General features: G+C 46.6%; 21 protein-coding genes. 13 read left to right on the top strand and 8 right to left on the bottom strand.

The annotated features are described in order from the left end of the window. Positions 1 to 11: 11 nt before the first annotated feature. The 7 genes from AB5026_RS07165 (at position 12) to AB5026_RS07135 (ending at position 6,688) form a co-directional block, all read left to right on the top strand. Positions 12 to 2,114, top strand: coding sequence for an LTA synthase family protein (locus AB5026_RS07165; RefSeq protein ID WP_368213031.1), 2,103 nt, complete (start codon positions 12 to 14; stop codon positions 2,112 to 2,114). 171 nt (positions 2,115 to 2,285) lie between these two features. Continuing rightward, positions 2,286 to 3,584: a folylpolyglutamate synthase/dihydrofolate synthase family protein gene (locus AB5026_RS07160; RefSeq protein ID WP_368213029.1), complete on the top strand. Its 1,299-nt coding sequence runs from the start codon at positions 2,286 to 2,288 to the stop codon at positions 3,582 to 3,584. Further along, on the top strand, positions 3,581 to 3,733 hold the full coding sequence (locus tag AB5026_RS07155) for a hypothetical protein (RefSeq protein WP_021977044.1): 153 nt from the start codon (positions 3,581 to 3,583) through the stop codon (positions 3,731 to 3,733). The genes AB5026_RS07160 and AB5026_RS07155 overlap by 4 nt, the downstream gene beginning before the upstream one ends. 10 nt (positions 3,734 to 3,743) lie before the next feature. Next, positions 3,744 to 5,069 carry a hypothetical protein gene (locus AB5026_RS07150; protein WP_368213028.1) on the top strand — a complete coding sequence of 442 codons (1,326 nt, stop codon included), beginning with the start codon at positions 3,744 to 3,746 and terminating at the stop codon, positions 5,067 to 5,069. Positions 5,070 to 5,194: 125 nt separating this feature from the next. Continuing rightward, positions 5,195 to 5,554 (top strand): anti-sigma factor antagonist, encoded by a 360-nt coding sequence (locus tag AB5026_RS07145; protein ID WP_044961012.1) that lies wholly within the window; start codon positions 5,195 to 5,197, stop codon positions 5,552 to 5,554. Beyond that, complete coding sequence (gene spoIIAB, locus AB5026_RS07140) at positions 5,538 to 5,963, top strand: anti-sigma F factor (protein ID WP_015526893.1); 426 nt, start codon at positions 5,538 to 5,540, stop codon at positions 5,961 to 5,963. Before AB5026_RS07145 ends, spoIIAB begins: the two co-directional genes overlap by 17 nt. A 2-nt stretch (positions 5,964 to 5,965) precedes the next feature. Then, the gene (locus tag AB5026_RS07135; RefSeq protein ID WP_021650746.1) at positions 5,966 to 6,688 is read left to right on the top strand and encodes a SigF/SigG family RNA polymerase sporulation sigma factor; all 723 of its coding nucleotides are present in this window, start codon (positions 5,966 to 5,968) and stop codon (positions 6,686 to 6,688) included. Positions 6,689 to 6,750: 62 nt separating this feature from the next. On the opposite strand, the gene AB5026_RS07130 is transcribed toward AB5026_RS07135, so the two are convergent. Then, positions 6,751 to 7,248, bottom strand: a complete 498-nt coding sequence (locus AB5026_RS07130) for a QueT transporter family protein (RefSeq protein ID WP_129974556.1) — start codon at positions 7,246 to 7,248, stop codon at positions 6,751 to 6,753. A gap of 169 nt (positions 7,249 to 7,417) precedes the next feature. Further along, the gene (locus tag AB5026_RS07125; protein WP_368213027.1) at positions 7,418 to 9,946 is read right to left on the bottom strand and encodes a leucine-rich repeat protein; all 2,529 of its coding nucleotides are present in this window, start codon (positions 9,944 to 9,946) and stop codon (positions 7,418 to 7,420) included. A 332-nt stretch (positions 9,947 to 10,278) separates the two neighbouring features. Between AB5026_RS07125 and rfbD the strand changes: the two genes are divergently transcribed. Next, positions 10,279 to 11,130, top strand: coding sequence for a dTDP-4-dehydrorhamnose reductase (rfbD, locus tag AB5026_RS07120; RefSeq protein ID WP_015526899.1), 852 nt, complete (start codon positions 10,279 to 10,281; stop codon positions 11,128 to 11,130). A 1-nt stretch (position 11,131) separates the two neighbouring features. Next, a complete protein-coding gene (locus tag AB5026_RS07115; protein WP_015526900.1) occupies positions 11,132 to 12,430 on the top strand; it encodes a dicarboxylate/amino acid:cation symporter in 1,299 nt (432 codons plus the stop codon). A 118-nt stretch (positions 12,431 to 12,548) separates the two neighbouring features. Here AB5026_RS07115 and AB5026_RS07110 read toward each other — a convergent pair whose 3' ends face one another. After that, positions 12,549 to 13,466: a LysR family transcriptional regulator gene (locus AB5026_RS07110; RefSeq protein ID WP_368213026.1), complete on the bottom strand. Its 918-nt coding sequence runs from the start codon at positions 13,464 to 13,466 to the stop codon at positions 12,549 to 12,551. 191 nt (positions 13,467 to 13,657) lie between these two features. Between AB5026_RS07110 and AB5026_RS07105 the strand changes: the two genes are divergently transcribed. Together AB5026_RS07105 and AB5026_RS07100 are read left to right on the top strand one after the other, a co-directional pair. Next, a complete protein-coding gene (locus tag AB5026_RS07105; RefSeq protein ID WP_021977051.1) occupies positions 13,658 to 14,581 on the top strand; it encodes a 4Fe-4S binding protein in 924 nt (307 codons plus the stop codon). A 196-nt stretch (positions 14,582 to 14,777) separates the two neighbouring features. Then, positions 14,778 to 16,760: a sodium-translocating pyrophosphatase gene (locus AB5026_RS07100; protein ID WP_368213025.1), complete on the top strand. Its 1,983-nt coding sequence runs from the start codon at positions 14,778 to 14,780 to the stop codon at positions 16,758 to 16,760. A gap of 122 nt (positions 16,761 to 16,882) precedes the next feature. Here the strand turns inward: AB5026_RS07100 and AB5026_RS07095 are convergent, their stop codons facing one another. Genes AB5026_RS07095 through AB5026_RS07075 form a run of 5 tightly spaced genes read right to left on the bottom strand, consistent with a single transcriptional unit; the run spans position 16,883 to position 19,862 of the window. Continuing rightward, positions 16,883 to 17,509 carry a stage V sporulation protein AA gene (locus AB5026_RS07095; protein WP_059085333.1) on the bottom strand — a complete coding sequence of 209 codons (627 nt, stop codon included), beginning with the start codon at positions 17,507 to 17,509 and terminating at the stop codon, positions 16,883 to 16,885. 25 nt (positions 17,510 to 17,534) lie between these two features. Next, positions 17,535 to 17,891: a SpoVA/SpoVAEb family sporulation membrane protein gene (locus tag AB5026_RS07090; protein WP_059085334.1), complete on the bottom strand. Its 357-nt coding sequence runs from the start codon at positions 17,889 to 17,891 to the stop codon at positions 17,535 to 17,537. A 2-nt stretch (positions 17,892 to 17,893) separates the two neighbouring features. Further along, the gene (locus tag AB5026_RS07085; protein WP_092069537.1) at positions 17,894 to 18,949 is read right to left on the bottom strand and encodes a stage V sporulation protein AD; all 1,056 of its coding nucleotides are present in this window, start codon (positions 18,947 to 18,949) and stop codon (positions 17,894 to 17,896) included. After that, entirely contained in the window at positions 18,946 to 19,404 is a 459-nt protein-coding gene (locus tag AB5026_RS07080; protein ID WP_092069540.1) for a SpoVA/SpoVAEb family sporulation membrane protein, read from the bottom strand. The genes AB5026_RS07085 and AB5026_RS07080 overlap by 4 nt, the downstream gene beginning before the upstream one ends. Before the next feature lie 41 nt (positions 19,405 to 19,445). Then, positions 19,446 to 19,862, bottom strand: coding sequence for a stage V sporulation protein AB (locus AB5026_RS07075; protein ID WP_015526908.1), 417 nt, complete (start codon positions 19,860 to 19,862; stop codon positions 19,446 to 19,448). Between the two features lie 191 nt (positions 19,863 to 20,053). Here AB5026_RS07075 and AB5026_RS07070 point away from each other — a divergent pair, with 191 nt between their 5' ends. Both AB5026_RS07070 and murB read left to right on the top strand, forming a co-directional pair. Then, positions 20,054 to 20,785 carry a ThiF family adenylyltransferase gene (locus AB5026_RS07070; protein ID WP_044961026.1) on the top strand — a complete coding sequence of 244 codons (732 nt, stop codon included), beginning with the start codon at positions 20,054 to 20,056 and terminating at the stop codon, positions 20,783 to 20,785. Positions 20,786 to 20,902: 117 nt separating this feature from the next. Next, a complete protein-coding gene (gene murB, locus AB5026_RS07065) occupies positions 20,903 to 21,820 on the top strand; it encodes a UDP-N-acetylmuramate dehydrogenase (protein ID WP_021650759.1) in 918 nt (305 codons plus the stop codon). Positions 21,821 to 22,042 lie beyond the last annotated feature (222 nt).

Raw genomic sequence — 22,042 nt, 5'->3', positions numbered from 1 at the left:
GGAGTGTTTTAATGAAGTGGTGTAACTTTTTCAATAAGATTTCGCTGATACTTCAGGCTCTGGGCTGTGCAGTCCTGTACTTTGTGATCGAGGCCATATGCAGGCACTCGTTCACAGAGGCGTGGACCTACATGACCACAAGGCCGCTTGTATTTGCTTATAATGCAGCGTTTATCTTTACGACGATGCTGATTGTTTATCTCTTCCGAAAGAGAATTTTCTGGCGTATCTTTGTGGGCAGCTTATGGCTGTTTCTGGGAATCGTAAACGGTGTGCTTCTTCTCAACCGTGTCACACCGTTTACAGGACCGGATGTGAAGAATCTGACAGATGGTCTCAGTATTGCAAAAAAATATCTGACCCATACCCAGATGACCATAGGTGCAGTTCTTCTGGGAATTGCGGTTCTAATCCTTCTGATCATCCTGATAAGGTCGCCGAAGTACAGAGGCAAGCTGAAATATAAGGTGAATATTCCACTGGTCCTGGTTGGGGTTCTTGCATTTGGAGGAATCACACAGCTTGCTCTGGAAAAAAGAGTTCTTTCCAATTATTTTGGAAATATTGCCATAGCTTATGAGGATTACGGATATCCTTACTGTCTGGCAACGACGATCTTTAATACCGGAATCAGTGCACCGAGAGATTATTCCAAAAGCGAGATCAAAAGGATCGAGAAGTCGGAAGAAAATCTTCCGGAAACGAAAGAAGGCAGTCATCCGAATATTCTGTTTTTGCAGCTGGAGTCCTTTTTTGATCCTACGCTGGTAAATTATCTGGAGCTGTCAGAAGATCCTATTCCGAATTTCAGAAAGCTGATGAAGGAGTATTCCTCCGGATATTATAAGGTACCTTCCGTAGGAGCCGGAACCGCAAATACTGAGTTTGAATCCATTACTGGAATGAGCCTTCATTATTTTGGACCGGGAGAATATCCTTACAAGAGTATCCTTAAGGAAACTACATGTGAGAGCGCGCCGTATGTTCTGAAGAATCTGGGCTATACTGCCCATGCAGTACATAACAATGAGGCGAATTTCTACGGAAGAAGAAGCATTTTCCCGAATCTGGGATTTGATACCTTTACTTCGGCAGAGTACATGAAGGATGAAAACCAGAAGAACCCGTTGGGCTGGACCAAGGACAGTGTCCTCACCGATGAGATCGTCAAGTGTCTGGATTCCACAGAAGGACCTGATTATGTATATACTATTTCCGTACAGGGACATGGAGATTACCCTTCAGAACCGGTGCTGGAAAATCCGGAGATCACAGTTTCCGGGGCCCCTACGGACGAGCTGAACAATAAGTGGGAGTATTATGTAAATCAGATCCATGAGATGGATGATTTTGTCAAAGAGCTGACTGATAAGCTGGCAGATTATCCGGAGGATGTGGTACTGGTTATGTATGGTGATCATCTGCCAACCATGGGACTGACTGTGGAGGATGTGGAGAATAAATATCTGTTCCAGACAGAGTATGTGATGTGGGATAATTTCGGACTTAAGAAAAAGAAAGAAAATCTTGCGGCATACCAGATGGCAGCAGAGGTTATGGACCGTGTAGGTATCCATGAGGGAAATACTTTCAAGTATCATCAGGCAAGAAGAAATACCAAAAATTATCAGGTGGATCTGGAGACCCTGCAGTACGATCTTCTTTACGGAAAGCAGTATACATATGACGGAGAGAATCCTTTTGAGCGGACAAAGATGCGTATGGGAATCTATGATACCACACTGGATTCCATTCAGGTTGTGTCTGAGACGGATCACACCTATTATATCCAGGGAACAAACTTTACGCCGTCCAGCCAGGTGAAGATCAACGGAGAATGGTACGATACGGTTTACGTGAATCCTACCAAGCTGATTATTACCGGAAAAGAACTGGATGATTTTGACCGGATCTCGGTAGTGCAGCGAAGCAACAGTTCCACCAGAAAAGCCATGACCAAGAGCCATGACCGGGCAGTTTATGCACTGCTTGCTGACAGCAAGTGGAAGCTTGACAGTGAAAAGAGCAGTTCTGATACAGGGCTAACGGATACAGCGTCAGAAACGGGATCCACAGAAGATTCCGGTGAAGAAAACAGTACAGACAACCAGTAAATGACATAGAAAAGATACTCCGATACAAAAAATGTCGGATAAAATATTACGATTAGGACTGGACATCTTCCACCACTATTATATAATGGTATCGTAACGAACAGAAGGGGAGAAGCTTTTCTCCCCAAAAGTTCTTTACGAATACATTATAGATAAGTGATGGTTTTTTTTATGAATTACGAAGAAGCAGTTGCGTATATTGAAGATATACCGAGATTTACTACTAAGAACAGCCTGGACCATACCAGAGAATGTTTAAAAAGACTTGGAGATCCGCAGAGGAAATTCCGTGTGATCCATGTGGCAGGAACCAACGGAAAGGGAAGTACCTGTGCTTTTATCACATCGGTCCTTCGGGAAGCAGGATATTCCTGCGGACTTTTTACATCTCCTCATCTGGTGGAGATCAACGAGCGTTTTCAGATCAACGAGGAAGTGATCGATGACGATACCTTCCTTTGTGCTTTTGAAAAAGTTAAAAAGCTTTCCGATGAGCTGGTTGCGGAGGGCAGCTATCATCCCACCTATTTTGAGACACTCCTTCTGATGGGAATGGTGATCTTTGCAGAAGCCGGCGTGGATTATGTAACACTGGAGACCGGCCTTGGCGGACGTCTGGATGCAACCACTGCGGTGGAGGATCCGGCAGCCTGTGTGATCACATCCATCAGCCTGGATCATATGCAGTATCTTGGGAATACGGTTTCCGAGATCGCAGGAGAGAAGGCAGGGATCATGGTGCCGGGTGTTCCGGTGATCTACGACGGAAATGATCCGGATGCGGCCGTAGTGATGCGTGAGAATGCAGAGAAGCTGGGATGTCCATATTATGAGCTGAAACGGGAAGATACAGAGATCCATAAGATCACAAAGGACGGAATCCGATTTTCTCTTAAGGACAAGACATATGGCGATACCGTATTTGACATACCGTTTATCGCCCGTTATCAGGTTATGAATGCAGCTCTTGCGGTAAAAACCATTCAGGTACTGGAAGATCAGATCCCGGTATCTCTGGAGGCTCTGAAGGCCGGTATGGCCAAAACACGCTGGCAGGGAAGGATGGAAACGGTTCTTCCGGGTGTGATCGTGGATGGCGCACATAACGAAGACGGTGTTGAGAAGTTTGTAGAGACAGCAGAACATTTCCAGAAGGAATTTCCTCTGACTTTGCTGTTTTCCGCAGTGGATGACAAGGACTATACGGATATGATCCGTACGATCTGTACCAGGATCCGTTTCCGACATGTGATCGTCACACAGGTAGGCGGATACCGTAAAGTTCCGGTCGAAGAGCTTGCGGAGATCTTCCGTGAAGACGGAGTACCGGAAGTTGAAGCAATAGAGGATGTTCCGGCAGCTTTTGAACGGGCAGTAAAGGAAAAAGGCGAGGATGGAATGCTGTTCTGTGTAGGATCCCTTTATCTGGTCGGTGAGATCAAGGCTGTGATCAGGAGGAAAAAATTATGATCGATTATGAAGAGGAACTGAAGAAATTTGAACCATGTCTGGATGTGGCAGATGTAGAAGGCGCCATTTATGACCGGGAGATCACAGATATCATGGATGTACTCCAGGAGATGCTGCGTGAGGTCAAGAGCAACAGACGTGTAAGATAAGGAGAAGTGAATGAACTGCATAAACTGTGGAGCGTTCCTGACAGATACAGATCTGGATTACTGTCCGCACTGTGGAGCCAATGTACTGATCCAGAAGAAGGTGGATTACCTTTCCAAGCTTTATTATAACCAGGGCCTGGAAAAAGCCAGTATCCGGGATCTGTCCGGGGCGATCAGCTGTCTGAAGCAGAGTCTTGCCTATGACAAACGGAATATCCGTGCGAGAAATCTTCTTGGCCTTGTATATTTTGAGACCGGTGAGGTGGTTGCCGCACTGAGTGAGTGGGTCATCAGCAAGAATATCCAGAAGAATCGGAATCTGGCTTCAGAATATATTGCCAGGCTTCAGGCAAACCAGAACAAACTGGAAACGATCAACGAAAGCATCAAGAAATACAACAATGCCCTTGCCATGTGCAGGGAAGGCCATGAGGATATGGCGGCCATCCGCCTGAAAAAGATCCTGTCCCAGAATCCCAAGCTGATCAAGGGGTATCACCTTCTTGCGCTGATCCAGATGAAGAATCAGGAGTGGAACAAGGCAAGAAGAACCCTGAAAAAAGCAGCCAGGATCGACAAGACCAATACCACTACACTTCGTTTCCTGCGTGAAGTTGACGAGCAGACGGGTGTTACCACAAAGATAGAAAAACGGCGTAAGGGCTTGTTTGGAAATGAAAAAAATGAGAATGATAATATTTCCGGAGAAATCGTTGTAAGGCCGTCGTCTTATAAAGAAAGATCAAAGATATCACTTTTCTTTACCACGGTACTTGGATTTGCGGCAGGTGCGGCAGCATTCTGGCTTCTTGTACTGCCGGCTGTGAAACAGGATATTTACAGGCAGGCCAATGAGCAGATCATACAATACAGTGATTCTCTTTCCAGCCAAAGTGTGGAGCTTACCAAGGCTCAGGGAGAAGTTGCCCAGTCCAGTGATACGGCAGATGCAGTTGCCAAGCAGGCAGAGGAAGAGCAGAAACGCAGTCAGAGCTATGAGGCTTTGTTTAATGCATATACTGCCATGCAGCAGGAGGATCTGGATACAGCGGCGTTGGAACTACAGAAGGTATATGTGGATACACTGTCAGATTCTGCAAAGGGGATTTACAGTACTATCAGCGGAAAGACCGGTGTAAGCGGGATCGAGAGCGGAGCTTCTGGCGGAACGTCCAGTGCTGATAGCAGCACAGATAGAACAGCTGAAGCTGGAGCGGATGCCGCAGCTTCGGCGGGAGAAGATGCACAGAGCTCTGACGGAGATTCCGGAGAAGACAGCAGCTACAGTGACGGAGGATATGAGGATTCCTCTTACGATGGAGGTTATACAGAATAAAAAAGATCATAACTCATACAGAGGAGAAACCTCGGATAAGGGGAATGTGCGTTGGTGCATTCCTCTTTTTTTACCCTTTGGTCATGAAAAATGGAATAAAAAATCAAAAATGGGGGAATGATAGAATGACATCAGGTTTTGAAAAATCCGGAACCGTGCTGACTGTACATCTTCCGGCGGAACTGGATCATCCGGCTTCTGATGAGATCCGGAGAGATTCAGACCGGATTATCGGACATAACTATATAAAAAATATGATTTTTGATTTCTCAGAGACCGTTTTTATGGATAGTTCCGGGATCGGTCTGCTGATGGGTAGGTACCGGGCACTTGGCATGAGGGGGAAATGTGTGCAGGTTGTCAATGTGAACAGTCATATTGCAAAGCTTCTGCGGCTATCCGGAGTGGGAAAATATATTGAAATCTGTGGAATTAAAAAATCGGCAGGTGAACAGGAGGGTGTTTATGATGGAAAACACAAATGAAATGACGATCATTTTTGACAGCAGACCGGTAAATGAAGCACTGGCAAGAGTTGCTGTGGCTTCATTCTGCACACAGCTGAATCCTACGCTGGAGGAAATTTCGGATCTGAAGACCGCAGTATCGGAGGCAGTGACCAACTGCATCATACACGGGTATGAAGGGGAGATACATAAGATTCGGGTAGAATGTCGTCTCCGGGGGCAGGAGCTTCAGGTAGATGTGACAGATCACGGAGCCGGGATCCCGGATATCAAAAAAGCCATGGAGCCTCTGTTTACCACAAAGGCTGATAAAGACCGCTCCGGTATGGGGTTTACATTCATGGAGGCGTTTATGGATGAGCTTCAGGTGGAATCGGAGGTTGGCCGTGGAACTACAGTGCACATGAAAAAGATCATCAGGAGGTAACTATGGATCGTACTCTTGTCCTCATCGGGCGTGCACACCAGGGGGATAAAGCGGCAAGAGATCTTTTGTTTGAGGAAAATACAGGACTGATATACAGTGTGGCAAAGCGTTTTCTGGGACGAGGGGTGGAGATGGAGGATCTGTTCCAGATCGGCAGCATCGGACTTCTGAAAGCTGTGGATAAGTTTGACATGTCCTATGATGTGAAATTTTCCACCTATGCCGTTCCCATGATCATCGGAGAGATCAAACGTTATCTCAGGGACGACGGGATACTGAAGGTAAGCCGTTCTCTGAAGGAAAACCACTACAGGATCTATCAGGTGAGAGAAGCACTGACACGCCGGCTGGAGCGGGAACCTACGACGGGAGAAATGGCAGAGGAAATGGGAATTTCCATAGAAGAACTGGTAATGACCATGGAATCCGGTGCAGAGGTGGAATCTCTTCACAAAACGATCTATCAGGGTGAGGGAACGGAGATTTCTCTGATGGACAAGCTTCCGGAAAAAGAAAACCGGCAGGAAAAAGTACTGGACAGGATTTTTCTGGAAGAGATACTGGGAACTCTGGAGGCAAAGGAGCGGAGGCTGATCTATATGCGGTATTTTCAGAACATGACCCAGATGGAGATCGCCCATGAGCTTGGCGTATCCCAGGTACAGGTATCCAGAATGGAAAAGAGGATCCTGCGCAGTCTGCAGGAATCCGCAGAGAAAAAATAAAAGAGAGCCATGAGAAATGCTGCTGTTTTCTCATGGCTCCTTTTTGTGGGCAGCAGATTTAGTCAGACTGCTGCTTTTTTATGAAAAAGTACATTTTTGTATTTGAAAAGTGCTCCAAGAAGGATCATACCGATCACACCGGCTGAGATAAATTCGCCGGCTCCTACTGTGAGCATCATAAACGGGATAGGAAGGTTAATGCCATATCCGTAACGAAGCACAAGAGGAACGATCACAATGTTGGAAACGATCGGCGGGATTGGGGCTGTCCATTTGCCTGTATTGCGAAGCTTGTAGGTAAAGAATGCACCGATAAGTGTGGCAATGCTTCCGAAAATGATGTCAACCGGAATCGCACCGCCAAGAAGATTGGCGATGATACATCCCACGAACAGTCCCGGGATGGCAGCCGGTGTGAAGAACGGAAGAACGGTCAGCGCCTCGGAAAACCGGATCTGAACTTCACCGAAGCTAAGTGGCGCGAATACCAGTGTCAGGACAACATATACAGCTGCAATGGCAGCTCCCTGTACCAGAAAATGAGTACCTTTGTTTTTCATGTTTTTTATTCTCCTTTAGTTTTGTTTTACGAGTGGAAGGTCACGAACACTCGGCACATTTATAGGCGGTGACCGCCTTGTAAGCCCTGTACGACCTTGGTTTTTGCGGGCTTTTGCAGCGAAACTGAGTATAGCATAAGGGGCGTGGAAATGCAAGGTACGATCCTGACTATTTGATAACCCTGGCCTGTGTGGACAGACCCTGGCTCTGAAACAGCTTTTTGTAAGAGGAAAGTCTGCTTGCCGGAACCTTTACAGTCAGTTTTTTGTAATTATTCTGACCTGCTCTTGTGAAGATATATTTACCTGAGCTTTTGGAAGTAAGACGTCCTGTCTGTATGGTGACAGAGGTAAGGGCCTTACAGTCACAGAAAGCTTTTGTGCCGATCGCAGAAACTCGGGAACCGATTTTTACAGTACGAAGACTTGTGCATCCCTGGAAGGCTCCGGCACCTATGCTTGTGATATTTCCTGAAATCGTTACCTGTTTCAGGTTTTTACAGTTTTTGAAGGCATTGGCTGCAATGGCTGTGACTTTGTAGGTTTTTCCGTTAGCTTTGACAGTGGCCGGAATCTTTGCAGTGACAGTATTGCGTGAACGTGGTCCCTTCAGTGCTACGGAAGTCCCGGTGGTATTGACTGTGTAGACATTATAAGCATCCCGGAATGTTTTTGCAGTCTGTGGCTTTGGTGTGGCTGCAGGAGTGATCTGGAAATTTAAGGTGATGGTTCCGTAGAAATGGTAATCACCGATGATCTTCAGGGTAGCAGTTCCTGCTTTTTTATTGTTCTGGTATGTCACATGATAATCATTGATGCCAGAAAGCTTTGCTTTTCCAAGAGTTACGGTTGGAACGGGCTTTATGTCAGAGCCTGTATAGGTATATGTTTTTTTGATCCCTGTTACAGCTGCATCGGAAATATTGCATGCATAGCTGATATTGTTTTTCTTGGCATATGTAACTGCGTAAGAGCCGTACGGAGCATGGATCTTGCAAAAATATGCATGAGAGTTGACATACCCGTAGCCGCCCCACACAGCATCCGTTCCAATGCTTTTAACAGTATCAGGTATGTTGATCCTGGATAGCTTGTCACAGTAGGCGAAAGCTTCTTTTCCGATCTTTGTGACCCCTTTCTGGATGTCCACTTCTTTCAGCTCAGGAAGATAAACAAAGGCCCTTTCGGAAATACTTGTGATCCCGGGCTTTATTATTACCTTTCTGATCTGGTTTTTGATAGCTTTCCAGGAGGAATCGCTGTAGAAGGTAAACCAGCCTTTTGTTGAAGAGACCGGGTATCGGTGGTTTTCCTCTGTGGAAATAGAAAGTGGTCCGTAGCCGGAGATCGTAAGGATACCGTTTTTGAAATTCCAGGTTGCGTTGTCACCTGCGATATGGTAAGTTTTTTTGTCAGCTTTTCCGTTGTCGGAATTAATGGAATAAAAGTTCAAGGTGTTGGAGTTTGAAGCATAATAAACGACCCTGGAATCCTTTACCACAGGCTGACAGTCAGAAATCGGAGCAGCTGTTGTAAACTCTTTGCTGAGACTCTTTCCCTTTCCGTCCACAAAAAGATAATGAAGGGTGCTGGAAGAGAGCAGATCGTTAGCGGAAGAGTTTTTCTTGTTATCGTCGGAGACGTATTCTTCCCAGGAAATCATAAAACGGTTGTCATTTATTTTGGTGATCTTTACGCCCGCAAAGCTTTTTCCTCCGCCTGTAAAGTTGGTAAGCTTCCTGGTAGTGGTTGCTTTTTCGGAAAAGTCAGACATTGGTGTGACGGACAGATAAAGGTTATGAGGCGTGTTTTCAGATACCTTATCATATTTGGACTGATCGATGGAAGTGCCAACGCATAATACACTGTCAGAGGAAACAGCCATGCCGTCAACGCTTGCGTAGCAGGCCAGTGCCCACACAGAAGTATGTGAGCCTCCGTATGGCAAAAGCTCTATGGTGGTGCAGGCAAGTGTAGTGCTGTCGTATCTGGAAAGCTTTGTACATCGTGAACCCTCACTCTGCTCCAGTACGTAGAGATAAGAACCTTGTGATTTGATATACTGTGCAAAGGAATGCCACAGATCGCAGGAAACGATCTTTCCTTTCATGGTTGCCTGGTCGATCTCGGCCATAAGGAAGCCCTGATGTCCCTGACCGACAGAGGGATCCACATATCCTTCGTGACCGGTAACAACATAGAGTTTGCCGTTGCTTTCTGTCATTTCCACACAGCCATAGTCAAAGGGCGTGCGGACCTCACCGCCAAAAAGCTCCGGGTTACTGGTAATTGCTGCTGCACCGTTCCGGTTCCAGCTTGTATCGTAGCGGATAACGCGGATGACCTCAGCGGAATCGTTTTCTTTGTTGTTTGTCTGGCCTTCTACCAGATAATATCCGTCAGATCCGGCATAAAAGCCACCCCACAGTGGAAGCTCCATGTTGATCTTGCGCTTGCTTCTGATCTTCAGATCATTATCGTAATATTCAACGCCGACAGAATTTTTCTGGTGGAAGACCCTCATGTATCCGCCGGAAACAGGAATAAGATCAGAGGTACGGCGTAACCTGACATTGAGATTGTCCTGTGCGGTTGGCGTAAGAGAGCCTGCCCGGGCTGTCTGTGGAAACAGGATCAGACAGAAGCAAAGACAGCAGAACAGAAATAGCAGAGATGTTAATTTTTTTAGCTTTTTCATAAGTTTCTCCTTTGTATGTGTTTTTAGATGATCTCCTGTTTAGATTATAATTCATGGGACAGAATTTACAATACAAAATCGGGAGTTATGGAACTCCCGATCCTCAGGATTTCTGTAAATTCTGTTCACAAAAACATCTTGAGGAAATACTGCTAGTGGGCAGTAACATCAGCAGCAGGAACCTTATGGAAACAGGGGCTTTTTTCTTGACAGTTTTTTGTGATATTGATAAAATATATTACAGTATATAGGTTAAAGGGGCATTGGTTTTGATCTAAATCAATGTCTCTTTATTTTATATATCACACATATTACACCAGGGAGGTAGAAAGATGTTAAAAGTATGGATCGCAGGTGCCAACGGACAGATCGGACGGGCACTGAATGATGTTCTGGATCCAATGCAGATCGAGACTCTGAACACAGATCTTGATGAGCTGGATATCACAGACACAGATGAAGTGATCAACTTCGGTTCCATTAACCGTCCGGATGTGATCATCAACTGCACCGGTATCACAGATACCGATGAGTGTGAGAAGAATCCGGAACATGCATACCGTGTCAACGCACTGGGAGCAAGAAACTTAAGCATCGTGGCAAGAAAATGCGGGGCAAAGATCGTCCAGCTTTCCACAGATGATGTTTTCGACGGAAAGAGCAAAAAACCGTATACAGAGTTTGACGATACCAATCCGCTGACTGTTTACGGCCGTTCCAAGAGAGCCGGAGAGAACTATGTAAAAGAGTTTACACACAAACATTTCATTATCCGAAGCAACTGGGTATACGGAAAAGGCGGAAACAATTTTGTAAACCGTGTGCTGGAGACAGCAGAAAAAGGCCAGGCGCTTTCCGTTGCTTCGGATCAGTTCGGATCACCGACCAGCGCCAAGGATCTGGCAAGAATGATCCTGTATCTTATCGATACCAACGAATATGGAACTTATCACGTAACCTGCAGCGGTGTATGCAACCGTTATGAGTTTGCAACCGAGATCCTTCGCCTTGCAGGAAAGGAGATCGAACTGAGATCCGTGCCGACAGAGCAGTCAGATCTTTCTTCTGTCAGACCGCCATATGCCGTCCTTGATAATTTTATCCTCCGTATTATTGAAGTGTATGATATGCCGGACTGGAAAGCATCGCTGAAAGAATATATGGATGAAAGAGCGGAGGACTAGAATGAAAGAGAAAAATATAAAAGAGAAAACACAGCAGAAAAAGAAAATGGGCCTTACCACGAAGATCTTTGTGGCGCTGATCGCAGGTGCGATACTGGGAATCATTCTCTGTTACCTGGTTCCTGACAGCAGCTTCAAGAAAGATGTGATCGTGGAGGGAATCCTTTATGTGATCGGACAGGGATTTATCCGTCTGATGAAAATGCTGGTTGTACCGTTGGTATTCTGTTCCCTTGTCTGCGGAAGTATGTCCATCGGTGATACCAAGAAGCTTGGAACCGTAGGTGTGAGAACACTGGTATTTTATCTGGCGACTACAGCTCTGGCTGTTTCGGTTGCTCTGACGGTAGGTAATCTGATCAATCCGGGTGTGGGACTTGATATGAGCTCTATTCAGTCCTCCGCTTCCTCTGTGGAGACTATGGAGGCTACCTCTCTTACGGATACCATCCTGAATATCATTCCGGACAATCCGATCAATTCCCTGGCAAGCGGAACCATGCTTCAGGTTATCGTATTTGCCCTGATCGTGGGTGTGATCCTTGCGAAAATGGGAGAGCGAGCAGAGACAGTAGCGAACTTTTTCAGCCAGTTCAATGACATCATGATGGAGATGACCATGATGATCATGGCACTTGCACCGATCGGTGTATTCTGCCTTATCAGCAGAACCTTTGCAAACATCGGTTTCAGCGCATTTATCCCGCTGGCAAAATATATGATCGGTGTTCTCCTTGCACTGGCAATCCAGTGCTTCGGCGTATACCAGATCCTGCTGAAGATCTTCACAGGACTGAATCCGATAAAATTCATCAAGAAATTTTTCCCGGTTATGGCATTTGCATTCTCAACAGCTACATCCAATGCCACGATCCCGATGTCCATTGATACCCTGTCCAAAAAAGTGGGTGTTTCCAAGAAGATTTCTTCATTCACCATTCCTCTTGGAGCTACCATCAACATGGACGGTACCTCTATCATGCAGGGTGTTGCCGTAGTATTTGCGGCACAGGCCTTCGGTATCCACTTAAGTCCGATGGATTATGTGACAGTTATCGGAACTGCAACCCTTGCTTCCGTAGGAACTGCCGGTGTACCAAGTGTTGGTCTTGTTACTCTGACCATGGTATTTAACTCTGTAGGACTTCCGGTTGAGGCAATTGGTCTGATCATGGGTATTGACCGTATCCTGGATATGACCAGAACAGCGGTTAACATTACCGGTGATGCAGTCTGCACAACCATCGTTGCACACCAGAACGGTGCACTGGATAAAAACGTGTTTAACGAATCAAACTAAATATCCGGTTCAAAAAAAGATCCGACCCTGTCGGGTGAGAAAAAACGAAAAACGGCTGTACATATCGTAAAAGCGATATGTGCGGCCGTTTTTTTACTGGATCAGGTAAGTCCCCTGCTTATTCCTGTTCCAGAACACCCATGACAGAGGGCAGTTCCAGCTGCTGATAGGTGTGAAGGATCTTTTCCAGCTCAAAGATAGCAGGGGTAAGAAACTTATTCTTGTGATAGACCAGCTTGAATTTCCGGTTCCATTCCCCTGCTTCGTTGCAGAAGACCCGGACTGAACGGTGACGGATCTCATGATGCATAAGACGGATGGACATAACAGAGAGCATCTGGTTATACAGCACTGCGTTCAGCAGTGCCCGCGGACTGTTGGCTTCCCAGGCAGTCCGGATTTTCAGATCATGGCGAAGGGTGTAATCCTCAAAAAGCTGTCTGGTACCGCTTCCATATTCCCGGACTGCAAATTTCTGGTTGTTTAGCTCCTGGACATGGATGCGTCCTCTGCGGTAAAACGGATGCTTTTTTCCGGTGGCAAGGACCAGACAGTCGTCGATGATGGGAAGAACGACAAGGTCCGGGGAATGGATCTCACCTTCTACCACAGCAGCGTCCAGCTCAGAACGCAGAAGCTTCTGTTCGATATTTTGCGTGTTGGTGACAAAGGAGTAAACGTCAAGGTCCGGGATTTTTTTCTGCAGATCCAGGATAATGGATGGGGTCAGGCAGGTTCCCACAGTGAGGGTGGAGCCAAGCTTCAGCGTGGAAGACTGTCCCTGGTTCTGCATCAGCTCTTCCAGCTGCTGAAACTGGCGGATCATTTCACGGGCATGGGGAAGAAGAAGCTTTCCCCGTTCTGTGAGATAAAGCTTTTTTCCAAGACGTTCAAAGAGAAGGCCGTTATAATGAGCTTCCAGCTCACGGATGGCCTGACTGACTGTTGGCTGGGAAAGATAAAGATGTTTGGCAGCAGCACTCATGGAGCCCTGTTCCGCAACGGCCGCAAAAACAGTGAGATGGCGGATGGTCATATGGAATCTCCTTTTATTGTAAATTAGTATATAGGTAAAACCTATCATTTTTATAAAATAATATCATTTCTCAAATACATCTTCAAGTGGTATAGTAGGAAGTACGTGAAAACGATTTCAACATTGCAAAATACAGGGCAACGATACCGTGGGAAAGTATCGGAATGCCGGTGAGACCAGGAGGAGGAAATATGTCAGCATTAACTGTAAGCAAAGAGGAAGAGAAAAGACTGAAGGGGCAGGGGTTTTTGAATAACCGGGGAACCGATGAATTTTCTGCACGGGTGATCACTGTAAACGGAAAGGTGACAGCGGCACAGCATAGATGTATGGCGGAAGCAGCAGAGAAATTCGGCAACGGAAATCTTACCTACACGACCAGGCTTTCCGTGGAGATCCAGGGAATCCCCTACGAAAAGATCGAAGAGTTTCAGGAATTTATTGCGAAGGAAGGTCTGGAGACAGGAGGAACAGGAGCAAAGGTCCGACCGGTAGTATCCTGCAAGGGAACCACCTGTCAGTATGGACTTCTGGATTCCTATGCAATTTCAGAAGAGATTTTCCGGAGATTCTATAAAGGCTACCGTCAGGTTGCACTGCCGCATAAATTTAAGATCGCAGTAGGCGGATGCCCGAATAACTGTGTGAAACCAAATCTGAATGATGTGGGGATCATCGGACAGAGGATCCCGCACTTTGACAGCGAGGCATGCAAGGGCTGCAAAAAATGTGCCATTGAAGCTGCATGTCCAAACAAAGTGGCGAAAGTCGTTGACGGGAAACTGCACATTGATGAGGAGCTTTGCAGACACTGCGGAAGGTGTGTGGGAAAATGTCCATTCCATTCCATCCCGGACGGTACCTACGGATTCAAGATCTATATCGGTGGACGCTGGGGAAAGAAAATTTCTCATGGAAAGGCCCTGAACCGGATCTTTACGTCAGAGGAAGAGGCACTGGATGTTATTGAGAAGGCAATCCTGCTTTTTAAGGACCAGGGATTAAAGGGAGAACGTTTTGCCGAGACTATAGAACGAATTGGATTCGAAAATGCAGAAAAACAATTATTGGAAAAAAATCTTCTGGAAAGAAAAATGGAAATTTTGTCCAAATAGAGATATAAAAAAACTTCCTATTATATAAGCTGTCTGAAACTGAAAAAATGCGAGCAATAATATAAAAAAATTTTACTTCGTTTATATAAAATTTTATTATATCACAATATTAACAAAAAACTAAGTGAAAATTCTATTTGAAATATGCAAAATAATGTGATAAAGTATTAACAATACATGAACGGAGGTAAAAAGAGTGGAAAACTACATGTATTTGGTGCCGGTGGCAGCAGTACTGGCACTTCTGTTCGCAGCATACCTTGCAGCGAAGGTCAGCAAGCAGGATGCAGGAACAGACAGAATGAAGGAGATCGCAGGTGCGATCGCAGAAGGTGCCCGCGCCTTCTTAACAGCAGAGTACAAGATCCTGGTTATTTTTGTAGCCGTACTTTTTGTACTGATCGGAATCGGAGTTGGAAGCTGGGTAACAGCAATCTGCTTCGTAGTAGGTGCTCTGTTTTCAACAATCGCAGGATACTGCGGTATGACCGTTGCAACAAAGGCTAATGTAAGAACAGCAAATGCAGCAAAAGAGGGAGGAATGAACAAGCCTCTTTCCATTGCATTCTCCGGCGGTGCTGTTATGGGTATGTGTGTTGCAGGTCTTGGTGCACTGGGTGTCAGCGTTGTGTATATCATCACAAAGAACGTTGACGTACTTTCTGGATTCAGCCTTGGTGCTTCTTCCATCGCACTGTTTGCACGTGTTGGTGGTGGAATCTATACAAAAGCAGCTGACGTAGGAGCTGACCTTGTAGGTAAGGTTGAGGCAGGAATCCCGGAGGATGACCCTCGTAACCCGGCTGTTATCGCAGATAACGTAGGTGATAACGTAGGTGATGTTGCCGGTATGGGTGCAGACCTTTTTGAGTCCTATGTAGGATCTCTGGTATCTGCCCTTACACTTGGTGCGGTAGCCGGAGCAGTTTCCGGTGTTCTTTATCCGCTGGCTATTGCAGGCTGTGGACTGATCGCATCCATCATTGCAACATTCTTTGTAAAAGGTGATGATAATTCCAATCCGCAGAAAGCCCTCACAAGAGGAAGCTATGTATCTGCAGCACTTGTTATCATCGTGTCCCTGATCCTCAGCAAGACTCTCTTCGGAGACATGAAGGCAGCCATTGCTGTGATCGCAGGTCTTGTTGTCGGTGTCATCATCGGAAACATTACAGAGTATTACACATCTGCAGATTACAAACCGGTTCAGGGAATCGGCGAGCAGTCTGAGACAGGTGCAGCTACAACTATCATCAGTGGTATCGCAGTAGGTATGAAATCTACAGCATTCCCAATCCTGCTGATCTGTGTTGGTATTTTTGTAGCATACGGTGTGGATGGATTATACGGAATCGCTCTTGCAGCAGTTGGTATGCTTTCCACAACAGGAATCACAGTTGCCGTTGACGCGTATGGACCCATCGCTGACAATGCCGGTGGTATTGCAGAGATGTCAGGTCTGGATGAGTCAGTTCGTGAGATCACAGATAAGCTTGATTCTGTAGGTAACACAACAGCAGCTATGGGTAAAGGCTTCGCGATCGGTTCCGCAGCTCTTACAGCGCTTGCTCTGTTTGTATCTTATGCGAATGCAGTAAATCTGGATGCGATCAATATCCTTGCTCCTCGTGTTACGATCGGTATCTTTATCGGTGGTATGCTTACATTCCTCTTCTCGGCCTTCACAATGGAATCCGTTTCCAAGGCTGCTTACAAGATGATCGAGGAAGTAAGACGCCAGTTCCGTGAGAAACCGGGTATCATGAAGGGTACCGAGAAACCGGATTACAAATCATGCGTTGCGATCTCCACAACAGCAGCTCTTCACGAAATGATGCTTCCTGGAATCATGGCGGTCGTTGTTCCGGTTATCGTAGGTGTTGTTCTTGGCGTTGAGGCTCTTGGAGGACTTCTTTCCGGTGCTCTTGTAACAGGTGTACTGATGGCGATCTTCATGTCCAACGCAGGTGGTGCATGGGATAATGCAAAAAAATACATCGAGACAGGTCATCATGGCGGAAAAGGCAGCGAGGCGCACAAAGCAGCCGTTGTCGGCGATACAGTCGGCGATCCGTTCAAAGATACATCAGGGCCTTCCATTAACATCCTGATCAAGCTTATGACTATTGTATCACTGGTATTTGCTCCTCTGTTCTTATCCATCGGAGGACTTCTGTAAATATCATTTCAGAAAAAAAGTAAACCCATATTATATAAAAAAGCTCTTTGCAGAGAAATCTGCAGGGAGCTTTTTTTGTGCGACAGGCGGCGGAATTGTACGGATATGAGAGTGGGCTCTGGTTATGAGTCAGTTTCTGGATTTTCTGTTCGTGCAGCCTGTTCGATCAGTGTCCGGTTTACATCATCCTCATAGGTCCGCATCTGCACCTGCATAGGTGTGGGATCATCGCTTAGCTTCAGATGCCCGAAATGATTAAAGAAGATCAGTACGCCGAGGCCGATCCCGATGGAGTAGGAAATCTCCAGGATGGTAAAGCCGGAGGAACTTTTTCCCGTAACAAGAGTGTAAAACTGGCTAAAAAGGCTGCCCATATCTACGTCATTATTAAAGGTCATAATGGAAAAAGCGGCGCCGAAAAAGGAAACCAGGCATACAAAAAGGATTTTCACATACCGGAAAATTTTCCCTGTGGCAGAGCTGATGCGGTAGGTGATGATAAAATCCGTTTCCCCGATGGGAGAAATATCAATGGAGGGTTCCAGCTTCTGGATCTTTTTCAGAAGATCCGAGACAGACATCACATAGCGTCCGGGCTTTTTCACATCCAGAACGATCACAGGCATGACCCGCAGACGATTGAGGATTTTGGGGTCACTCATGGAAAGTGCAGCGATATCCTGAAGATATACATGTGGGTTGGTGACTTCAATGTTCTGATCCAGCTGCAGATAAAGAGTATCACTCATGAGAAAAAACTCCTTTCCCGGAATATTATTTTTTCATTTTTGGACGGAAGAAGAGACTGGCCAGATAAGAGAAGATCAGGGCGGAGGAAACTCCGGCAGCACAGGCAGTGAAGCCTCCTGTAAAAAGCCCAAGGATGCCGTCTTCTTCAATGGCTTTTTTCATACCCTCCCATAATACATGTCCGAAACCGATCAGCGGGACGGAGGCCCCGGCACCTGCAAAATCCACCAGCGGCCGGTAGACGCCAACGGCACTTAACAGGGCGCCGCTGCATACCAGAAGTACCATCACACGGCCAGGCATCAGCTTTGTCTTGTCTAGAAGGATCTGGATCAGGGCACAGACAAGGCCGCCGAACCAGAATGCGTTAAAGTAATCCATGCTCATACCTCCATATGCTCGATGACAACTCCGTGGGCAATACCCGGAATACTGTCACCTTCATTAAAGCTTACTTTGGAAAGAAGCGCTCCTGTTGGTACAAAAAGGATCCGCTTCCATTCTCCGGATACAATCTTCGGAAGGATATAGGAGGCAAGGACTACAGCAGAACAGCCGCAGCCGCTTCCTCCTGAGTGGGTGTCCTGAGAAGGATTGTCATAGATCAGGATACCGCAGTCTTTATGAATGGGAGAAAGCCGGATATTTTGTTCCTCCAGAAGATCCAGGAGAATTTTCTGCCCGATGATCCCCAGATCCCCGGTAAAGACGGCATCATAATCCGAAGGCGTCCGCCCGAAATCCGAAAAGCTTCGTGCAATGGTATCGCAGGCTGCAGGAGCCATACAGCCTCCCATGTTCATGGAATCCCTGAGACCGTAATCCATCACACGGCCGGCAGTAAGGCCGGTGATAGCAGCACAGCCTTTGCCGGAGCGCAGAGGAGCTTTTTCTCCGGGAGGAGATGTACTTAGGATACAGGCACCGCTTCCGGTTACTGTCCAGGTGGCAGAAAACGGCCGCTGGTTTCCGTATCCCAGGGGAAAACGAAATTCTTTTTCCGCACTTGCGAAATGGCTGGAGGTGGCACATAAGACCCGTGTGCCGAATCCGGCGGTCAGAGCAAGGGAACCGAGAGAAAGTGCTTCCCCTATGGTGGAGCAGGCGCCGTAAAGACCGTAAAAGGGAATTCCAAGTCCAGCGGAGCCGAAACAGGTGGCTGATGTCTGAGCGAGAAGATCTCCGGCGAACATCAGATGGATATCTTCGGAGCTCAGTCCGGCTTTGCTTATGGCCTGAGTGGCAGTTTCTTTCTGCAGTGTGCTTTCCGCAGATTCCCAGGTGTCACAGCCAAACATGGGATCTTCACAGACCAGGTCAAAAAGATCTCCAAGAGGACCGTCCGCCTCTTTCTGACTGACGATGGATGCGGCGCTTTCGATATACAAAGGCTGTGAAAATGCAATGCTGGCTGCGCCAAGTCTGAGATTTTTGCTCATGATATCACCTCCAGGATCTTCAGGATATAATAGATCACACCCAGTCCCCAGGCGCTTAAGATGCCGTAGAGGATCACAGGACCTGCAATAGTAAAGATCTTGCACCCTATGCCGAAAACCTGTCCTTCTGCCCGGAACTCAATGGCGGATGCAGCCACTGAGTTGGCGAATCCGGTAATGGGAACAAGACTTCCTGCACCGCCGAATTTGCCGATTTTGGGATAAATACCAAAGCCTGTGAGAAGGACGCTTAAGAGAATGAGAATGACAGAACACCAGGTTCTGGAATCGGAAGCATCTGCACCGAGAGCCTGTGCTGTGTTTAAGATAACCTGTCCAAGAAGACAGATCAGTCCGCCTGTGAGAAAAGCTTTTGCCATATTCAGCGGCAGACTGTGGGTGGGAGTAAGCTGCTTGACATATTGTTCATATTTTTTTTTGTTGATATTTTGCATATGGAAAATCCTTTCGTGAGATGGTAGAGTGACAGTAAGAATTACATCCAGCTCATGGCATAATAAAACAGGGAGCCCAGGGCTTTTCCGGCAGCAATGGAAATTATTACCGGAGAAAGCCCCTGAGAGAGCTTCAGCCGTCTGGCAAAGACGGGAAAGACTTTTGCGATTTCTGCCAGTGCAAGGATCCAGCCGCCCAGGAAAATTCCGAAAAATACTCCGCAGACAGCCAGGAAAAAAGGTCCCAGCGGAATTCTGATCGGAAACAGGGTGACCACGGTTCCGGCAACTGTTCCCAGAAGTGTCAGATCTTCATAAAGAAAAATCTGGTCAGCTGTATGCGTGATACCTGCATAGCGGGGAACAATGGAAAGGCCGATCAGCAGTCCGGAGACACCTCCTGCAACGATGATCCCGGCACAGAAACCGATAAAGCACAGAATCAGCTGTTGAAGCATGGACAGAACCTCCTTGTGGGATTGTATGGGAATAGTATGAGAAAATATAAATTTTTTATGCGAAAATCTTAAAAAACAAGAATATCTGTACATTTACGGACAGAGATAGTATAATAAAAAAGAATATAGACAGCGGCGGACAGGCGCTGTCTTTCTCAATCAAAAGAAAAAACAGTGTCAGGAGGACGGATATGCAGGATGCTTTTTCACGTATGGAATTGCTCGTTGGAAATACAGGTGTAAAAAAACTCAGCAGGGCGAAAATTGCAGTATTCGGTCTTGGCGGAGCCGGATCACAGGTGGCAGAGTCACTTGCGCGCTGCGGTGTGGGGAGTCTGACACTGATCGATCATGAAAAGATCACATTGACGAATATCGGAAGCCAGGTGCTGGCACTTCATTCTACTCTGGGAATGAGCAAGGTAGAGGCGGCCAAGAAGAGAATCCGGGATATTGATGAGAATATTTTGGTGCATACCTACGAAACCTTTTATAATGAGGAGACTGCGGGAATGTTTGAATTGCGTTCCTTTGATTATATTGTGGATACAATGGGAACACTGTCGTCAAAACTGCTTCTGATCAGCAGAGCAAGGGAGGGACGTGTGCCTGTGATCTCCTGCCTGGACATCGGGGACAAGATAGACCCGTCTAGACTTGAGGTTGCGGATATCAGCAGGACCACAGTATGCCCGGCGGCCAGGATCATAAAAAAAGAACTGCGTAAACAGGGAATACGTAAACTCAAAGTACTGTATTCCAGAGAACAACCGGCAAAAGAAAAGCTTTTCAGACGGAGAAGAACTATGGTGAAGAAGCCTGCCGAAGGAAATATTTCCTTTGTGACAGGGACTGCGGGATATCTGCTGGCGGGAGAAGTTGTGCGGGATATACTGTCAGCCGGAAACGTTTCACACAGCTGACAGCAAATGAGAAATTGAGCGCAGATCACGGACAGATCCAGTTCATGAGCATGAGTCAAGGCGGAACAGTAATGTCTGCTTTACAGAAATAAAACAGAAAGACTGAGGAAATAAAAAGTGAATTCAGAAATCATAAAAAAGTTCTGCGATCTTCTTGGAGAAGAACGTGTTTTTACAGGCGAAGCAATGAGCCGTCATACAACTTTTAAGATCGGAGGTCCGGCGGATTATTTTTTGATGCCGGATAAAGACACAGATGTGGGGCGTATCGTAAAAATCTGTAAAGAAAGTGCGATCCCTTATTTTATCCTCGGAAACGGAAGTAATCTTCTGGTAGGAGACGGCGGTTATCGTGGCGCGGTTATCCAGATCTACAAAAATATGTCTGCCGTTACCGTAGAAGGAACAGAGATCACCGTACAGGCAGGTGCGCTGCTTTCATCGGTGGCAGCAGCAGCAAAAAATGCAGCTCTTACAGGCTTTGAGTTTGCAGGCGGGATCCCGGGAACTATGGGCGGTGCGGTTGTGATGAATGCAGGTGCCTATGGCGGCGAGATGAAGGATGTTCTCACAGAGGTAACTGTGATGGATGAGGAGGGAGAGATCGTTACCCTTCCGGCAGATAAACTGGAATTGGGATATCGTACCAGCATCATCAAAACCGCAGGTTATATCGTGCTGGAAGCAAAGCTACAGCTGAAGGAGGGAAATCCGGAAGTGATCCGTGAGACCATGAAAGATCTGACGATCCGTCGTACCACCAAACAGCCGTTGGAGTATCCCAGTGCTGGAAGTACCTTTAAGAGACCGGAGGGATATTTTGCAGGTAAGCTGATCATGGACAGCGGTCTTGCTGGATATCAGGTAGGTGGTGCACAGGTTTCTGAGAAACACTGTGGCTTTGTGATCAATGCAGGCGGTGCAACTGCCAGGGATGTCCGCACGCTGATGGATAATGTCAGGGATATCGTTTATAAGAAATATGGAGTTACGCTGGAACCGGAGGTGAAGTTCCTGGGTGATTTTGAAGCCTGATGACCATTTCTGGTACATCGTTTTCAAAATAATTATACCACTTACTTGTCTGTGGATCCGATCGCACAGACCTAAAAGCCTCAGCGTAGCCCGGCTTTCAGATACCCAGGATATGAAACAGAGGGAACAGGAATGCGTATGTACGCTTTACAGATAACGGAAGAAGAAATGGAAAGGAAGAGAGACTATGCGTTTTGTGATCGTTACAGGAGTGTCAGGAGC

Source organism: Blautia sp. RTP21359st1_E11_RTP21359_211015, from assembly GCF_040910705.1.
In the GTDB taxonomy this organism is placed as follows: Bacteria; Bacillota; Clostridia; order Lachnospirales; family Lachnospiraceae; genus Blautia_A; species Blautia_A fusiformis.
This window is presented reverse-complemented; position numbering and strand designations above follow the sequence as displayed.